Origin of the sequence: Nonomuraea glycinis (assembly GCF_035920485.1) — a bacterium.
In the GTDB taxonomy this organism is placed as follows: domain Bacteria; phylum Actinomycetota; class Actinomycetes; order Streptosporangiales; family Streptosporangiaceae; genus Nonomuraea; species Nonomuraea glycinis.
In genome coordinates, this window is sequence record NZ_CP109166.1 from 8462668 (window position 1) to 8478044 (window position 15377).

The window sequence follows — 15377 nt, forward strand, 5'->3', positions numbered from 1 at the left end:
ATTACTCTCCCGCATAGGTAACTGGCGTATGCGATGTTAGCTCCTTACCCGGGAACAGTTCCGCCAGCCCCTGCCTGCCTTCGTCGGTGAGCGTCACAGCGCGAGGTGTCGTGCCCGGCCGGTACCACCCTCGCTCCAGCAGCACCCCGGTGATCGCCGCGCCCAGCGCGCCGCCGAGGTGCGCGCGGCGCTCGGTCCAGTCCAGGCACTCGGGCGCGAACCTGCGCCTGGTCGCCCGCGCGCCCGCCACGTCGACGCCCAGGCCCGCCAGCCGCCGCTCGCCCTCGGCGGTCACCTCCTCGCCGTCCAGACAGCCGCCCGCGCGCAGGCCATCGAGCAGCGCCACCCCGGCCCGCCCCGCGAGGTGGTCGTAACAGGTACGGGCCTCCTCCAGCAGCCGGGCCTGCCGCGACTGGCGCAGGGACCGCACCGGCGGCCGGGCGCTGACCCGGGCCAGCACCTCCAGCACCTCCGCCACCTCGTGCCCGGCCAGGCGGTAGTAGCGGTGGCGGCCCTGCCGCAGCACGTCCACCAGGCCGCCGTCGAGCAGCCTGGCCAGGTGCGCGCTCGCGGTCGCGGCGCTCACGCCGGCCAGCCGGGCCAGCTCCCCCGCCGCCAGCGCGCGTCCCCCGAGAAGCGCCGTCAGGATCGCGGCCCTGGTCGGGTCGGCGATGAGCGCCGCCACCGGGGCGATATCGGCATCGCGTGCCGCGTGGTCAACAGCCATGCCGTGACGTTAACTCACTCACGTTTCGTCCCGCGTCGAAGCGTCACCGGTGCTGCCCCCTACGGCGGCTCAGCAGCAGGCCGAGCGCGATCATGCCGACGCCCAGCAGGAAGTGCAGCCAGTCGTCGGCCGTGTTGAGCGGTACGAAGTTGGCGGTGCTCGCCTTGCTGATGAGCAGCCCGTACAGCCACAGGATCAGATAGATGATCCCGCCGCCGACCAGGAACGTCCGCGCCGTGGAGACGGCCCGCGACATGAGCACGCCCGCGATCCCGAACAGCAGGTGCACGATGTTGTGCAGGATGGACACCTGGAAGATGCCCAGCAGGTACGCCTCGGAGTGGTGGCCGGCGAACCGCATGCTGCCGTAGCCGGTGGTGATGCCGGGGATGAATCCGAGGATCCCGACCAGCAGGAACACCACGCCTACGACCAGCGCGGCCAGCTGGAGGGGTGTCCGAGTATGTGACTTCGGGGTGACCATGTGACCCTCCCGTTCACTGAGTTTTTCGCCCGGCCTGGGCGAAAGTCCCCCATCTGATCCGGGTGAGTGCCCGGTGCGGGTTGACCTCTATTGCCACCTGCCCCGCCAGGTGGGGTCTTATAGTCGGCTCGGCGTCCGTTTTCGGGCTCCGGGCCGCTCACCGGTGGGCGTGGTTCAGGCTCATCGAGACGCGGCCGGGCAGAACTCGGCGGCGAGCACGTCGGTGAAGACGCTCAGGGGCGCCCAGTCGCCGTTGACCTGGGTGGTGAGGCGGTGCTTGCCGTCACGGGTGCCCATGGCATAGCTCCATGAGCCGTAAGTGGCACCGGCGTTGCCCCAGACGCTGGTGCCGCAGGGCAGCTTCTGCTCGAAGACGCCCAGGCCGTACCGCGTTCCAGGGATCCAGTTCGCCCCCTCGGTGGGGACGGTGGTGAGCATCTCGCGCAGCTGCGCGGCCGGCAGGACGCGCCCGCCGAACAGGGCGCCGAAGAACCGGTTGAGGTCGATGGTGGTGGAGACGACGCCACCGGCGGCCCAGGCGAAGGACTGGTTCATCCGGGTGGCGTCGTAGATCCTGGGATGAGGGTCGCGGGAGAACAGGATGGAGTAATGCACCGGGTGCGGACCGCGGATCTCGGGGTCGGCGCCGGGCAGGGAGGTGCCGGTCAGGCGCAGCGGGCGGATGACGGTCCGGATGAGTTCCTGCTCGAACGTCCTGCCTGCCGCCTTCTCGACGACCATCGCGGCGAGGATGTAGTTGGTGTTGGAGTAGGCGAAGCGCTGACCCGGCTCGCCGGTGGGCGGGTGCGCCAGGGCGATCTTCGCCAGCTGCCGCGGGGTGTAGGTGTCGTAGCGGTGCTTGAACCACTCGGCGCCGACGCCCCTGGCGAAGAACTCCTCATCGCCGGTGTAGGCGTAGATGCCGCTGGTCTGGTTGAGCAGCTGCCTGATGGTGATCTTGCCTGGCTTGTAGGCGCTACCGTCGAACAGCCCAGGCAGCCACTTGTCCAGGGGGTCGTCGAGACTCAGCTTGCCCTCGGCCGCGAGCTTGAGCACCACGGTGGCGGTGAAGGCCTTGGAGGCGCTGCCGATACGGAACCGCTCGTTCTGCCGGCGTTGGCGTCCGGTCCCGGTGTCGGACACGCCCGCTGAGCCGAACCAGGAGCGGTGACCGTCCCGGACCTCGGCCACCATCCCAGGGGCGAGCTCGGCGGCCACGGTCCGGTCGAGCACTCGCTGCACCTGGGGATGGACGGGAGCAGGCGATGCGGCGGCGGGCAGGGCGGTGGCGGCCAGGGTCGCGGTGACGAGCAGTGCCGCCTTGGCGGACTTCGATGCGATCACGTCAATTCCTTCGAGGGGTGGGGCGCCGTCCAGCGGGGCGCCCACTTTGCGTTCACGACAATCGAAAAGCTAACTTGCGTTTACTGAAACGTCAACATGAATTGATCCTTCATACAGGTGATGTATGCCTGACTTGCAATGAGAATGGCGGTGAACGCAAGCCAAGTGACTTGCAATGAGATGGGTACGAATGCAAGACTGCGCTGTCCGAACGCGTATGACCAGGAAGGCGTCGCCCATGCCCGGAGGCAGGCTGACCCACCAAGACCGCCGGCAGATCGCCGACGGACTGACCCAAGGGCTGTCTCCGACCGAGATCGCCGCTCGCCTGAACCGGCCGCTGTCCACCGTCACGCGGGAAGTCGCCCGCAACGGTGGCCCTGACGGCTACCAGGCCGACCAGGCGCACCAGGCCACCCGGGACCGCGCCCGCAGACGTCCGCCACCGCAGGGGCGGCGCGACCCCAAAGCGGTCGGCGAGCTGGAGGAGCAGTTCATCACGGTGATGATCGACACCGGGCTGTCGCGGATGACCGCCCGCGTCCTGGCCGGCCTCTACCTCACCGACAGCGGCAGCCTCACCGCGGCCGAGCTCACCCGCAAGCTGCAGGTCAGCCCCGCCTCCATCTCCAAGGCCATCGGCGAACTCGAACGACAGGAACTCATCCGCCGCGAACGAGATCCCCGCCGACGGCGCGATCGCTACGTCATCGATGCCGATGCCTGGTTCCGCGGCTGGCTGGCCAGCGCCCGCCAGAACACCCGGCTGGCCGCCTTCGCCCGCCAAGGAGCGGCGACGCTCGGCGCCACCTCGCCCGCCGGAATCCGGCTCCGGGACATCGGCGACTTCTTCGACCACGTCAGCCAGGCCATGCTCCAAGCAGCCGAGCAGTGGCGCCAGGCCTACGAACGTTCCCTGCGGGAACGCCCCCCGACCGACTCGCAGCCGGATGGGCCGACCCATGCTCGCTAGGCTGGCGCGCATGTGCGTACCAAGGAGTGAGCGGTGAAGGTGGCGCTGGTGACCGGCGCGTCCCGGGGGCTCGGCGCCGCCATCGCGCGGCGGCTGGGCGCCGACGGCTGGGCCGTCGCGGTCAACTACCGCTCCGACTCCGGCGGAGCCGCCCAGGTGGTCGAGGAGATCCGTACGGCGGGCGGCCGCGCCGAGTCGTTCGCCGCCGACGTCACGGACGAGGCGGGCACCGCCGAGCTGGCCGCCCAGGTGGCCGAGCGGCTCGGTCCCATCGACGCGCTGGTGCTCAACGCGACCGGCCCGCAGCCCGAGGCGCCGGTGGCGGAGGTGACCTGGCAGGCCTACCTCGACCAGCTCACGTTCTTCGTCAAGAGCCCGACGCTGCTGGTGCAGGCCTGCCTGCCGTCCTGGCAGGCCCGAGGCGGTGGCCGGGTCATCCAGATCGGCTCCGACATCGTCGACCGCGCCCTGCCCCTGACGTCCGCGTACACCGCCGCCAAGGGTGCGCAGCAGGCCCTGACCCGCCTGTGGGCCCGCGAGCTCGGCCCGCACGGCGTCACCGTCAACCTCGTCGCTCCCGGCTGGATCCCGGTCGAACGGCACGCGGGCCTGGAGGTAGCCGATTACCTGACTCAGGTCCCCCTGGGCCGCATGGGGACGCCCGAGGACGTGGCGGGCATGGTGGCCTACCTCGCCTCGGACCAGGCCGCCTTCGTCACCGCCCAGCACATCACCGTCAACGGCGGGCACACCTGACCTTCGCGTGCGCCGCCGTCCCGATGTCTCGCTTCACGTGCGCACCGGCCCGCGCGCCCTCGGAGCGGTGCACGGCTCAGGTGCTCAGCGCGCCCGCGGAGTGACTCAGGTGTTCAGCGTCGCGGCGGTCGCCATCGTGGTGTAGGTCATGGTGAAGCCGCCGCCGATCGCGTCGATGGCGGCCCCGACGCTCTCCAGCACCTCGGCCAGCCTGTCCGGTGGGAGCCGGGTGAGCGCGCCGGTGGTGGGCAGCAGGTCGAGCCAGTCGTCGCGGCGGTAGTGCCGCTCCCAGTCGAATCGCCACCGCTCCGGCTCGCCGAACCCGGCCGCGTCCCGGATGCCGTCGCTGAACGTGTCGAACATCGCCTGGTAGACGTCCTGGGCCAGCCTCGGCGGTCCGGCGCTGAGCGGCGAATCGGGCGCCACCTTGCGGAAGACGGTGGCGAACGCCTCCGCGACGGACGGCGGCGGGGCGTACGCGTGCGCGAACACCGCCAGCAGGCCGCCGGGACGCAGCACCCGCGCCGCCTTGGCCGCGCCCGCGACGGGGTCCACCCAGTGCCAGGACTGCCCGGCGACGACCGCGTCGAAGGTGCGACCGGCGGCGTCCCAGTCCTCGAACGTCGCCACCTCGACCTCGACCCCCGTGCGGCGGGCGAACTCGGCCATCCGGGCGTCCGGCTCGACGCCCAGCACCGTGCACCCGGCCGACAGGAACTGCCGGGCTTCTATGCCGGTGCCGCAGCCGACGTCGACGAAGTCGGGGCCCGGGGCGGCGGCGATGATCCGCCGCACGAGGGCGTCGGGATACTCGGGCCGGGTCCGGTCGTAACGTTCGGTGTCGGCCCCGAAGGACTCCGCCATCTGCCTGGCCTTATGGGGTTCGTTCCGCGGAGGTTCAGGTCGTTCTCGCGCTATAGTGGGCATGCGCCCACGCTAGTGGGCAGTCGCCCACTCTACAACCGGTCAGCGGTTCGCCGTGAGCGAAGGCGTGTGCAGAAGGAGGAACGGGCGATGCCGACGGGAGTGGCTCTCCGGGATGTGCGGCAGCAGTTGTTCGAGGCCGCCGAGCGTGTCCTGCTCCGGGACGGGGCCGCCGGCCTGACCAGCCGGGCGGTCACGGCGGAGGCGGGTGTCGCCAAGGGCGTCCTGCACCGGCACTTCGAGGACTTCGACGCCTTCCTCGCCGACCTCGTGCGGGACCGCATCGCCCGGCTCGAGAGCCAGGCCGCCGCCCTGCGCGCCTCCGCCGGGACCGGCGACGTCGCCGGCAACCTGACCGGGGCACTGTTCGAGCTGTTCGACTCGGTCGCCGTGGCGATCGTCGGCCTGGTCATCTTCCGGGATGAGTTGCGAGCCCGGCTGCGTCAGGCCGGGCCTGCTGTCGGCATTCCGGTCCTGACGGATGCCGTAGCCATGATCGCCGCCTATCTGAACGAGGAGTGTGAGCTGGGCCGCGTCGCGGCGGACGCCGACGTGGACGCGCTGGCGCTCGCCCTGATCGGGGCCGGTCACCTGCTGTTCGCCGGCCGGGAGGGGGTCGCGCCGAAGCCCGCGGAGGTCAGCGAAGTGGTGACCGCCGTCATCGCCGACATCGTGCAACGACGACTGCTGTGAGCCGATGATCAACGGATCCGTCGCGGGATCACCTGGTACGCCGAGCGGGTGCGGTAATCCGGTTTGGGGACTTGGCCGTCATTCGCTAGAGTTCTCTTCGTCGCCCGGTGTTCAGCCGGGACGGACGCGGAAGTGGCTCAGTGGTAGAGCATCACCTTGCCAAGGTGAGGGTCGCGGGTTCGAATCCCGTCTTCCGCTCTGAGCTTCGGCTCGACACGGACGATTAGCTCAGCGGGAGAGCGCTTCCCTGACACGGAAGAGGTCACTGGTTCAATCCCAGTATCGTCCACCACACTCTGCGACAGTCCAGGTCCGATGGGCCGGACAGGCTCAGCGCCCGCCATCGGTGACTTCCTCGCTCCCGGCCGCGGTCCCGAAACCGTGCAGGGTCTCGCGTTCCTCCTGGCCGAGAAGCTCCTGAAAGAGCGTGATGTGCAGGTCCGCGGGCGCGTCCAGGCGTGAGTTCAGCGACTGCCAGGGCGTGACGGTGGGTGGTGCGACCTGGGTGGCGCCGGCGGCCAGCAGCCGGTCGGTGGCGGCGGCGCTGTCGTCCACCTCGAACGCGACGCGGATCCGGGGCGCCACCTGGCGGCCTACCTCGACGTCGTCGATCATCCGCTTCTGCGCCGGGTTGGCGATCTCCAACGTGGCCCGGCCGGCGTCCAGGATCATCACCTCAGCGCCGTCGCCGCCGGAGAAGGCGGCTTCCTCACGCAGGCCCAGCTGGTCGCGGTAGAACGCCACGGCGGCCTCGTAGTCCTCCGCCTCGACCACCAGCCGGAGCTGGCGGACAATGGGGGACGGAGAGTCGGTGGGTGAGGTCATGCGAAGCTCCATGGGAAGGTCAGCGGATACCGGTCCGGTGCACCGGGCCGGGAGCGGGCGTGTCCATCATCTCGATCAAACCCCTGCCCGGTGTGGCGGGGTCGCATCACGGCCTGGTCGCCGCCAGTGCGCCCGCGCGAGCTTCGACGATCTTAAGTGGCACACGAGCGGAGACCGGGACCAGGACGTAGGCGGCCGGCATCTCCATGATCGGCCGCGAAGTCCCGCCGTGGGTGCGGCGAGTTGGGAGAGCCGATGAAGGTGATCATCTTCGGCGCCGCCGGCATGGTCGGGCAGGGTGTGCTGCGCGAGTGCCTGGCCGATGACCGGGTGGAGGCGGTGCTGGTGGTGGGCCGGTCCCCCGCCGGGCGGGCGCACGGCAAGTCGCGTGCGATCGTGCACGGTGACCTGCTCGACCTGCGGCCCATCGAGAGCGAGCTGGCGGGGTTCGACGCGTGCTTCTTCTGCCTGGGCGTCTCCTCGGCGGGCCTGGACGAGCACCAGCGGGTCGCCCTGTCCGCCGGGACGACGCTGGCCAGGGTCAGCCCCGGCTCGACCTTCGTGTACGTGTCCGCCGCCGGGGCCGACACGCAGGGTCGCCAGAAGTGGGCCAGAGTGCGGGGCGCGACCGAGAACGCGCTGCTCGCCCTGCCTTTCGAGGCGTACGTCCTGCGGCCGGGTTACATCCAGCCCCGGACGTCGCGCACGCCTTTCTACCGGCTGGCGTACGTGGTGGCGCGACCGTTCTACCCTGTGCTGCGGCGGCTGATGCCGTCGGCGGTGACCACGACCGAGCAGATCGGGCGGGCTATGATCGCGATCGCCGACCACGGGGCGCCGAAACGCGTTCTCGGCGCGGCGGACATCAACGCTCTGTGATCTGGAATATACGAGCAGGCCCTGTCGCTGTTAGCAGTTGAAAGTTCAATAGTTAGGGATGGTGACTATCATGCAGTTCGGGATTTTCAGCGTCGGGGACGTGACCACCGATCCGACCACGGGCAGGACCCCGACCGAGGCCGAGCGGATCAAGGCCATGGTCGCCATCGCGCTCAAGGCCGAGGAGGTCGGGCTCGACGTCTTCGCCACCGGCGAGCACCACAACCCGCCCTTCGTGCCGTCCTCGCCGACGACCATGCTCGGCTACATCGCGGCCAGGACCGAGCGGCTCCAGCTGTCCACGGCCACCACGTTGATCACGACCAACGACCCGGTCAAGATCGCCGAGGACTTCGCCATGCTGCAGCACCTGGCGGACGGCCGGGTGGACCTCATGCTGGGCCGTGGCAACACCGGACCGGTCTACCCGTGGTTCGGGCAGGACATCCGCCAGGGCATCCCGCTCGCCGTGGAGAACTACGCGCTGCTGCACAAGCTGTGGCGCGAGGACGTGGTGGACTGGGAGGGCCGCTTCCGCACGCCGCTGCAGGGCTTCACCTCCACGCCCCGCCCGCTCGACGGCGTGCCGCCGTTCGTGTGGCACGGCTCCATCCGCAGCCCCGAGATCGCCGAGCAGGCCGCCTACTACGGTGACGGGTTCTTCGCCAACAACATCTTCTGGCCGAAGGAGCACTTCGTCCGGCTGATCGACCTCTACCGGCAGCGGTACGCCCACTACGGGCACGGCACCGCCGAGCAGGCCATCGTCGGGCTCGGCGGCCAGCTGTTCATGCGGAAGAACTCCCAGGACGCCATCCGCGAGTTCCGCCCGTACTTCGACAAGGCCCCCGTGTACGGGCACGGGCCGTCGTTGGAGGATTTCATGGCCGAGACGCCGCTGGCGGTCGGCAGCCCGCAGCAGATCATCGACAAGACGCTGCGCTTCCGCGAGTACTTCGGCGACTACCAGCGCCAGCTCTTCCTCATGGACCACGCCGGGCTGCCGCTGAAGACGGTCCTGGAGCAGCTCGACATCCTCGGGGAGGAGGTCGTGCCGGTGCTGCGCGAGGAGTTCGCCAAGAACCGCCCCGCCGAGGTGCCGGAAACCCCGACCCACGCCTCCCTGCTGGCCGCCCGTACGACCGAGCCCGCCGGCGCCTGACCCGTCGCGGTCCGAAGAAGGAGATCACCTCATGAAGCTCGTCGTCGTCACGGCGGGACTCACCCAGCCGTCCTCCACCCGCCTGCTCGCCGACCGCCTCGCCGAGGCCACCGGGGAGCGACTCCAGGGCGTGGCCGACACGACCGTGATCGAGCTGCGCGAGCTCGCGGTGGACATCGCGAACAACTTCGTCACCGGGTTCGCCAACGCCCGGCTGCGCGCCGCCCTCGCGGCCGTGACGGAGGCCGACGGGCTGATCGCCGTCACGCCGGTGTTCACCGCCTCCTACAGCGGGCTGTTCAAGTCCTTCTTCGACGTCGTGGACAACACCGCGCTGGCGGGCAAGCCGGTGCTGATCGCCGCCACCGGCGGCACGCCGCGTCACTCGCTGGTGCTGGAGCACGCGCTGCGCCCGCTCTTCGCCTACCTGCGCGCCGTGGTCGTGCCGACGGCCGTGTACGCGGCCTCGGAGGACTGGGGCGCGGGCGGCGACGCCGGCACCGACGGCCTGGCGGACCGCATCACCCGCGCGGCGTCCGAGCTCGCCGGCCTCATGCGCCCCTGCGCCCCGCTCACCGTCCCCCAGGCCGACGCCCAGGTCAAGATCGGGACCGGCGACAGGACCGGGGCCGGCAACGAGACCAAGGGGAACGGACAAAACGGGCGAAGTGGCGGAGACGGCAAGCGGGCCGGCACCACGCTGCCCGAGGACGTCGTCCCCTTCGCGGAGTATCTCGCCTCCCTGCGCCCCTGATCGGCGACACTCCCCTGCCGCCGGCCGGGCACACGCCCTCGCGCTACTCGCCGTTGCGCAGGTCGGAGAGCCGTTTGGGGGTGTACTGGATGTCCTCGAAGCGGACGGTGGCGCCGTCGCCGGTCGGGCTCTGGGCGAGGAAGCCCACCTCGGGGTCTCCGTCGAGCGCGAAGTAGCGGATGAGGCTCCAGGGGCCGTCCCCTTCGGCGATGTGGAAGGCGAAGGCGGAGCCGACCCGGGAGACGCGGAGCCGGATGTCGCCGCCCCTCATCGGCATGGAGTTGCAGTCGTCGGACACGCCCCGGTTGACCACCGAGACGACCGTGGGCGTGCCCTGCGGGGACAGCTCCAGGCAGAACTTGGCCCACCGGTCGCCGTCGGCGTGCAGCAGCAGGACGGCCGCGTCGAAGGTGGACAGCAGGTCGAGCCTGACCCGGGCGCTCAGGGTGAAGTCGCCGTCCAGGCGTCCCACCAGGGCGGGGGCGTTGGCGTACCGGTTCGGCTCGCCCGGGTCGGAGAACAGGTCGGTGCCCGCCGCGGCGGTGATGACGAGCGCGTCGTCGCCGTCGACACTCCACTGCTCGGGCTCGTTCAGCCAGTGCAGCGGCGCGGGGAACGCGGGCAGGGATACGGCGGCCGTCATGTGTCTTCCTCCAGAGGGGTGGCGGCCGCGTACACGGCCGAGATGAGTCGGTCGACGGCGAGGGCGTCGCGGACGGGACAGATCGGTGCGGACCCATCGCGGACGCTGCGCGCGAAGTCGGCCATGAGCGGGATGTGCAGGTTCGCCGGTGGCGGCAGGAACTCCTCGACGGTCACCCCGTCGACGGTCCCGCGCACGTTGCCCGAGTCCAGGGGGTCGAGCTCCAGGTGCCCGCTGTCGAAGGCGAGGCGCAGGTGGTCGCGGCGCGGCTCGGGGCCCCACACCGTCCTCACCTCGCCGGTGGCCCCCGCGGGCCAGGCCAGCCGCGCCCGTACGTCCCGCTCGGCGCCGAGCGGGAAGCGCCGGCCGGTCCGCGCGCCGGTCACGGCCGGCTCGCCCAGCAGCAGGCAGAGCAGGTCGAGGCGGTGGCTGCCGACGTCGGCGAGCACGCCGCCGCCGGACAGCGCGGGGTCGGTACGCCACAGCTTCGGGTCGTCGGGGCCGGGGTCGAAGGGACCTCGATAATCCACTGCCACCTCGTGGATCGTGCGGCCGCGCAGCAGGTCGAGCACGCGGCGGACGGCGGGCGCGAGCCTGCGGTAGTAGGCGACCCCCACGTGGGCGGTGGCCAGCTCGGCAGGATCCGGCGGGCCACCGGCAGGCCCCGCCACCAGCGCGGGCAGGGCGCCCAGTGGCTTCTCCATGAGTACGGGCAGGCCGGCGCGGGCCGCCGCCACCGCGAGAGGCACATGGGTCGCGACCGGCGTGGCGACGTAGACGACGTCGACCGCGTCGAGCAGCTTGCCGTAGTCGGAGGTGCCGAAGCCCGTGCCGAACTCGTCGCAGGTCCGCTGCGCACGGGCCGCGTCGCGGCCCCACACGCAGGTGACCGTCTCGCCGAGGGAGAGCAGCGCGGGCAGGGCGCGCTTGCGGACGATGTCGCCGTAACCGGCGACTCCCCATCTCAGGGGCATATCGCGATCTTCAGGGTCTTCTCCGGCGGAGTGCGGTGGGGCGTGTCGTGCCCGGCGGGATGCAGGGTGGGGCTCTGGGAGAGGCGGTCGAGGGCTTCCTGGAGGTTCTCCAGCGGGTAGGTGGCGGTGAGGATCGTATCGAGGCGCACCCGCCCGGTGAACGCCAGCCGTACGGCGACCGCCATGGCCTCGGCCCTGGCCAGGTCGGTCGGCTCGGCGGAGCTGTGCACGCGCAGCCCTTTCTTCTCCCACTTGACCATGTCGAAGGTGACCTCGGTGTCGACGTGGTGGGTGCCGAGGAAGACGACGAGCCCGTTCTGGCGGACCAGGTCGACGCAGGCACGGGCGGTGTGCGGGGTGCCGACCGCCTCGACGGCCACGTCGAAGTCCGCGCCGAGCCGGTCGGGCACGGCGTGCGGGGACTCCACCAGGACCGTCCGGTCGGCGCCCAGCAGCACCGACTGGTCCAGCCGCCACGGATCGAGGTCCGCGACAGCGATCTCCGCCGCGCCGCGCAGCCGCGCGACCTGGAGGGCCATCAGGCCGACGGGGCCCTGGCCGACGATGGCCACCCGGTCGCCGAGCCGTACTCCCCGGGTGGCGTGCACGGCCAGCGGCAGCAGTTGCAGGATCGCGCCGCGCTCGAACGGCACGTCGTCGGGCAGCGCGCCCACGCTGACCTCCCTGGCGGCCGCGAACTCGGCGAATCCCGAGGTGAGCGGGGTGCGCACGAACACCCGCCGCCCCGGTTCGACGCTGGTCACCCGCTCGCCGACGGCCGCCACGGTGCCGGCGATCTCGTGGCCGAAGCAGCCGGTGGCGCAGTGGTCGCGCAGGCCGTAGTAGTGGTAGTAGGCCAGGTCGCTGCGGTTGCAGACGGTGCAGGCAGCCACCCGGACCAGCACGTCGCCCGGCCCGATGGCGGGCACGGGCGCGTCGTGGTCCAGCCGGATGCGGCGGCGGCCGGCGAGCGAGATGTGGCGCACGCGCTTCCCCTCAGAGGTCGATGTCCATGAACGGCTCCCGCCAGTGGAGGTCGCCGGCCGGGGTGGCGCCGATGAGCCTGCCCGCCGTGCCGGTCAGGGTGGTCAGGCCGGGGGTCGGGCCCGATCGGGTCCACGCTCCGGTGTCCGGCGCCCTGCCGTACAGCGTGCCGTGGTCGTCCAGGCCCATCAGCCGTCCGCCCACGTGCGCGAGCGCGACGAGGCGCGGGCCGTCGGCCAGGCGGGTCCACGGGCCGGAGTGCGCGGCGGTGAGCGGGCGGCTCCACAGGCCGCCGCCGGGGCCGAGTGCGTACATGGTCCGGTCGACGGGTGCGATGCCGATCGCGCCGGGTGGCGCCTGGTAGATCTCGGTCCAGGCCGCCGCCTCGGGGACCGGGTCACGGGCGAGCACCCGGCCGGTGGAGTCCAGCCCGTACAGGAAGACGGGTGAGCCGGGCGTGGCCTCGCGCGGGGCCGCCAGCGCCACCAAACCGGGCGCGGGCTCGATCCGCCGCCACGGCAGGTTCTGGGTGCGGCCCTGCCGTACGTGCAGGTCGCCGTCGGTCAGCACGCCGAAGAGCAGGTGCGCGCAGGCGGCCAGCCCGAGCGCGCCCGTCCCGCCGCCCATCGGCTCCCACCACCCGGTGGGGCCGCCGAGCCGGCGCAGCACGTTGCGGGTGACGCGGTCGATGACCGGGTCGTCGATGGCGTCGCCCCAGCCGATCGTGGCCGCGTTGAAGACGGTGCCGGCGCCGCGCCGCATGATGCCCATCGTGGCGTGCCCGCCCTGGCCCAGGCTCCGCCAGTGCCGCAGGTCGGCGGTGGCCAGGATGGCGAACTCGGCGGGCGTCCCGTCGGCGCCGGTCGCCAGCGGCACCCCGTCGACCTCGGTGTACTCGGCGGCGTCGGTCTCGTAGCCGATGGCGCCCCTGCCGAAGGTGTCGCCGTCGCGCAGCCCGGTGCCCTCGAACACCCAGTGCCCGGCGAACCGCACGGTGTACGCCTCGGACTTCACGGCGTTCATGTCCTCCCAGCAGCCCGCGCCGCGCCGGAAGCTCACGCCGGTCAGGGTGTTCTCCGGCCGGGACACCGGCGCGCTGGTCCACTCGACCGTGACCAGGCTCGGATCGACGGCGGCCATGGGGTCGAGCAGGGCGTCACGATGGCACACCATCGTCCGGCCGCCGTCCTCCAGCCGGGTCTGCCACCAGCAGGTGTTGCCGCCGAAGAAGGCGATGTTGCCGCCGGCCGCGACGAACGCCTCGGCCGCGTCGCGCATCCGCCTGGTCCAGTACTCGTCGTGGCCCGCGATCACCAGCAGCCGCCGGCCGCGCAGCAGCGCGCCGGGGTCCTGGTGCAGGTCCAGGTTGGAGCAGTAGTCGGCGGGGAGGCCGGTACGGCTCAGCCAGTGGTAGAAGCGGTCCTCCCAGTGGCCGGCCGGACCGCCGCCGGGCCGGTCGAAGGTGACCCGGCCGGCCCGGCTCGCGCCTTCGGTCGGGTAGAGCCCCTCGCCGGGCACGCCCGCCTGGTTGTACGCCTGCCAGGTGAGGAAGGGGACGGACACCAGGATCGCGTCGCGGGGCGGGCCGCCGGGCCGGACGACGAAGTAGACGTCGTCGTCGGGGTCGGCGGAGCCGAACGACGCGGCGTACAGGGAGCTGGGCCAGTCGTGCGGGATCCGCAGTGTCCACCCTGGCTCGGTGCGGCCCCGCTCCGCCCGGATCTCGCCGGTCACCGCGTCGCGGATCGCGCAGCGGTCCGCGACGGCGGCCAGGTGGAAGCGCAGCCGGCCCCCTTGCGGCGCGGAGGTGCCGCTCGCGTACGCCTTCATCCCCGGGGTCCTCGCAGGTCTCCGTATCCGGCGTCGGCGGTCCAGCTCAGCGGCTCGATGTGGGCGTTGAACGGCGTGCCGTCCAGCGTCATCTGCGGGCGCGGGTGGGCCAGGTGCAGCAGCGGGTCGTCGAATCGGGTCAGCCGCCCGGCGCGGGCCAGCCTGGCCACGACGTCGTCGTCCTCGCCTCCCCAGCCCTGGTAGCGCTCGTCGAACCCGCCGATCTCGTGGAAGAGCGCGGCCCTGACCCACAGGCAGGCGCCGGGCGGCTCGCGCAGCACCAGCGAGCGGATCTCGTCGAGCGGCACGTCGCCCTCGCCCTGCTCGATCCGGCGGCGGATGGCGGCGGCGGAGGACTCGGTGTCGAGGCAGTACATGCGGCGGTAGGGCAGGAAGGCCGACAGCGCGGGGTCGGCGGCCATCCTGTCCAGGTTGCGCGCCAGGAAGCGGCGGTCCGCCAGGATGTCGGTGTCCAGCACGCAGATCAGCTCGGGCTCGCCGGGCGTGTTGCGCACCCCGGCGTTGACCGCCCACGACTTGTTGAAATGGCCGTCGTGCCGGGCGAACAGGTAGTGGTCGGCCAGCGGCTCGACGGTGTCGCGCCAGCGCGGCTCAGAGTCGGACTCGACCACGGTGACGCGCACCTGGGCGCCGTGATGGTGCTGGTCGCGCAGGGCGGCCAGGCAGGCCAGCAGGTTGCGGGCGCGGGCGCCGCCCACCCGGTCGCGGAAGGGGATCACGATCGTGACGGGCAGCCGCGGCCGGGCCCAGACGGCGACCTCGTCCAGGCTCGCGCCGGCGGCCGATCGGCCGGCCCGCTCGCCGTTGTGGTAGTCGACCAGCACCTGCTCGTCGGCCGCGGTGACCAGTTTCTCGAACCGGGCGCGCTCGTCGGGGAACTCCCGCAGCAGGTCGGTGAGCGCGTCGGCGAGCGCCGACTCCAGCGGGCGGTCGTCGGGCGCGTCGGCGAACCGGGACACGAGCGCCGCGGCGGGACCGCGGGCCACGAGGTCGGCCACCGCTCCGGCCACCTCCTTGTAGTGCGGGCCGCTGATCTCCCACCAGTCGGCCGCCACGGCCGGAACCGATGGATCGTTCGCCAGGAAGACATAAGCGGCCAGCCTGCGACCAAGTGCTCCGACTTCCGTTCCGGACATTCCGGACGACGCTATCGGGAATTCTGCCACGCCGATTCCTCTCACCTGCAATAACACGGAGCGCGCCAAACGTTACCGCGCGGAAAATTGCCTCACAAGAGGGGTTGACCAATTTCGACATTTACCCTAGCGTCTCCTGGGAGCGCTCCCAAAACCTGCCTCCAGCAGGAATAGAGGCCTTCCCGAGCTGGCGTTAGAATGCTGGCGAAGCGCCCGCCGACGACTCGCGACTAACCGGCCGTCATGGAGACTGAGCGGCCGAGGGTGG

The 15377-nt window shown here is 71.6% G+C and carries 15 protein-coding genes, 2 tRNA genes and 1 pseudogene; 8 read left to right on the plus strand and 10 right to left on the minus strand.

What is annotated here, in order from left to right:
• Window position 1 precedes the first annotated feature (1 nt).
• The 3 genes from OHA68_RS39830 to OHA68_RS39840 form a co-directional block, all read right to left on the minus strand.
• A complete protein-coding gene (locus tag OHA68_RS39830; RefSeq protein ID WP_327104841.1) occupies window positions 2-727 on the minus strand; it encodes an ArsR/SmtB family transcription factor in 726 nt (241 codons plus the stop codon).
• Window positions 728-770: 43 nt separating this feature from the next.
• The gene (locus OHA68_RS39835; protein WP_327104842.1) at window positions 771-1211 is read right to left on the minus strand and encodes a DUF4383 domain-containing protein; all 441 of its coding nucleotides are present in this window, start codon (window positions 1209-1211) and stop codon (window positions 771-773) included.
• Window positions 1212-1391: 180 nt separating this feature from the next.
• Window positions 1392-2555, minus strand: coding sequence for a serine hydrolase domain-containing protein (locus tag OHA68_RS39840; protein WP_327104843.1), 1164 nt, complete (start codon window positions 2553-2555; stop codon window positions 1392-1394).
• Window positions 2556-2793: 238 nt separating this feature from the next.
• On the opposite strand from OHA68_RS39840, the gene OHA68_RS39845 reads away from it, so the two are divergent.
• Window positions 2794-3528, plus strand: coding sequence for a GbsR/MarR family transcriptional regulator (locus OHA68_RS39845; protein ID WP_327104844.1), 735 nt, complete (start codon window positions 2794-2796; stop codon window positions 3526-3528).
• Between the two features lie 33 nt (window positions 3529-3561).
• The gene (locus OHA68_RS39850) at window positions 3562-4284 is read left to right on the plus strand and encodes an SDR family oxidoreductase (protein ID WP_225277995.1); all 723 of its coding nucleotides are present in this window, start codon (window positions 3562-3564) and stop codon (window positions 4282-4284) included.
• Window positions 4285-4389: 105 nt separating this feature from the next.
• Here the strand turns inward: OHA68_RS39850 and OHA68_RS39855 are convergent, their stop codons facing one another.
• Complete coding sequence (locus tag OHA68_RS39855; RefSeq protein ID WP_327104845.1) at window positions 4390-5148, minus strand: class I SAM-dependent methyltransferase; 759 nt, start codon at window positions 5146-5148, stop codon at window positions 4390-4392.
• Between the two features lie 150 nt (window positions 5149-5298).
• Between OHA68_RS39855 and OHA68_RS39860 the strand changes: the two genes are divergently transcribed.
• The 3 genes from OHA68_RS39860 to OHA68_RS39870 all read left to right on the plus strand — a co-directional run bounded on the left by OHA68_RS39860 (window position 5299) and on the right by OHA68_RS39870 (window position 6193).
• Window positions 5299-5901, plus strand: a complete 603-nt coding sequence (locus tag OHA68_RS39860; protein ID WP_327104846.1) for a TetR/AcrR family transcriptional regulator — start codon at window positions 5299-5301, stop codon at window positions 5899-5901.
• A 126-nt stretch (window positions 5902-6027) separates the two neighbouring features.
• A tRNA-Gly gene (locus OHA68_RS39865) sits at window positions 6028-6099 on the plus strand.
• Window positions 6100-6118: 19 nt separating this feature from the next.
• Window positions 6119-6193, plus strand: a tRNA-Val gene (locus OHA68_RS39870).
• Between the two features lie 38 nt (window positions 6194-6231).
• Here OHA68_RS39870 and OHA68_RS39875 read toward each other — a convergent pair.
• Window positions 6232-6726, minus strand: a complete 495-nt coding sequence (locus OHA68_RS39875; RefSeq protein ID WP_327104847.1) for a VOC family protein — start codon at window positions 6724-6726, stop codon at window positions 6232-6234.
• A gap of 255 nt (window positions 6727-6981) precedes the next feature.
• Between OHA68_RS39875 and OHA68_RS39880 the strand changes: the two genes are divergently transcribed.
• The 3 genes and pseudogenes from OHA68_RS39880 to OHA68_RS39890 form a co-directional block, all read left to right on the plus strand.
• Complete coding sequence (locus tag OHA68_RS39880) at window positions 6982-7605, plus strand: NAD(P)H-binding protein (protein WP_327104848.1); 624 nt, start codon at window positions 6982-6984, stop codon at window positions 7603-7605.
• A gap of 70 nt (window positions 7606-7675) precedes the next feature.
• Window positions 7676-8767 carry an LLM class flavin-dependent oxidoreductase gene (locus OHA68_RS39885; protein ID WP_327104849.1) on the plus strand — a complete coding sequence of 364 codons (1092 nt, stop codon included), beginning with the start codon at window positions 7676-7678 and terminating at the stop codon, window positions 8765-8767.
• Between the two features lie 31 nt (window positions 8768-8798).
• Window positions 8799-9338 (plus strand): annotated as a pseudogene (locus OHA68_RS39890) (CE1759 family FMN reductase); the annotation flags it as partial.
• A gap of 226 nt (window positions 9339-9564) precedes the next feature.
• Here the strand turns inward: OHA68_RS39890 and OHA68_RS39895 are convergent.
• From OHA68_RS39895 to OHA68_RS39915, 5 genes are read right to left on the minus strand one after another with little or no spacing between them, the layout of a single operon-like run.
• On the minus strand, window positions 9565-10164 hold the full coding sequence (locus tag OHA68_RS39895; RefSeq protein WP_327104850.1) for a DUF1349 domain-containing protein: 600 nt from the start codon (window positions 10162-10164) through the stop codon (window positions 9565-9567).
• Window positions 10161-11138: a Gfo/Idh/MocA family protein gene (locus tag OHA68_RS39900; protein ID WP_327104851.1), complete on the minus strand. Its 978-nt coding sequence runs from the start codon at window positions 11136-11138 to the stop codon at window positions 10161-10163. The genes OHA68_RS39895 and OHA68_RS39900 overlap by 4 nt, the downstream gene beginning before the upstream one ends.
• A complete protein-coding gene (locus OHA68_RS39905) occupies window positions 11129-12124 on the minus strand; it encodes a zinc-dependent alcohol dehydrogenase (RefSeq protein ID WP_327104852.1) in 996 nt (331 codons plus the stop codon). Before OHA68_RS39905 ends, OHA68_RS39900 begins: the two co-directional genes overlap by 10 nt.
• A gap of 10 nt (window positions 12125-12134) precedes the next feature.
• Entirely contained in the window at window positions 12135-13952 is a 1818-nt protein-coding gene (locus tag OHA68_RS39910; protein ID WP_327104853.1) for a N,N-dimethylformamidase beta subunit family domain-containing protein, read from the minus strand.
• On the minus strand, window positions 13949-15109 hold the full coding sequence (locus OHA68_RS39915) for a glycosyltransferase (protein WP_327104854.1): 1161 nt from the start codon (window positions 15107-15109) through the stop codon (window positions 13949-13951). The genes OHA68_RS39910 and OHA68_RS39915 overlap by 4 nt, the downstream gene beginning before the upstream one ends.
• Between the last annotated feature and the right edge of the window lie 268 nt (window positions 15110-15377).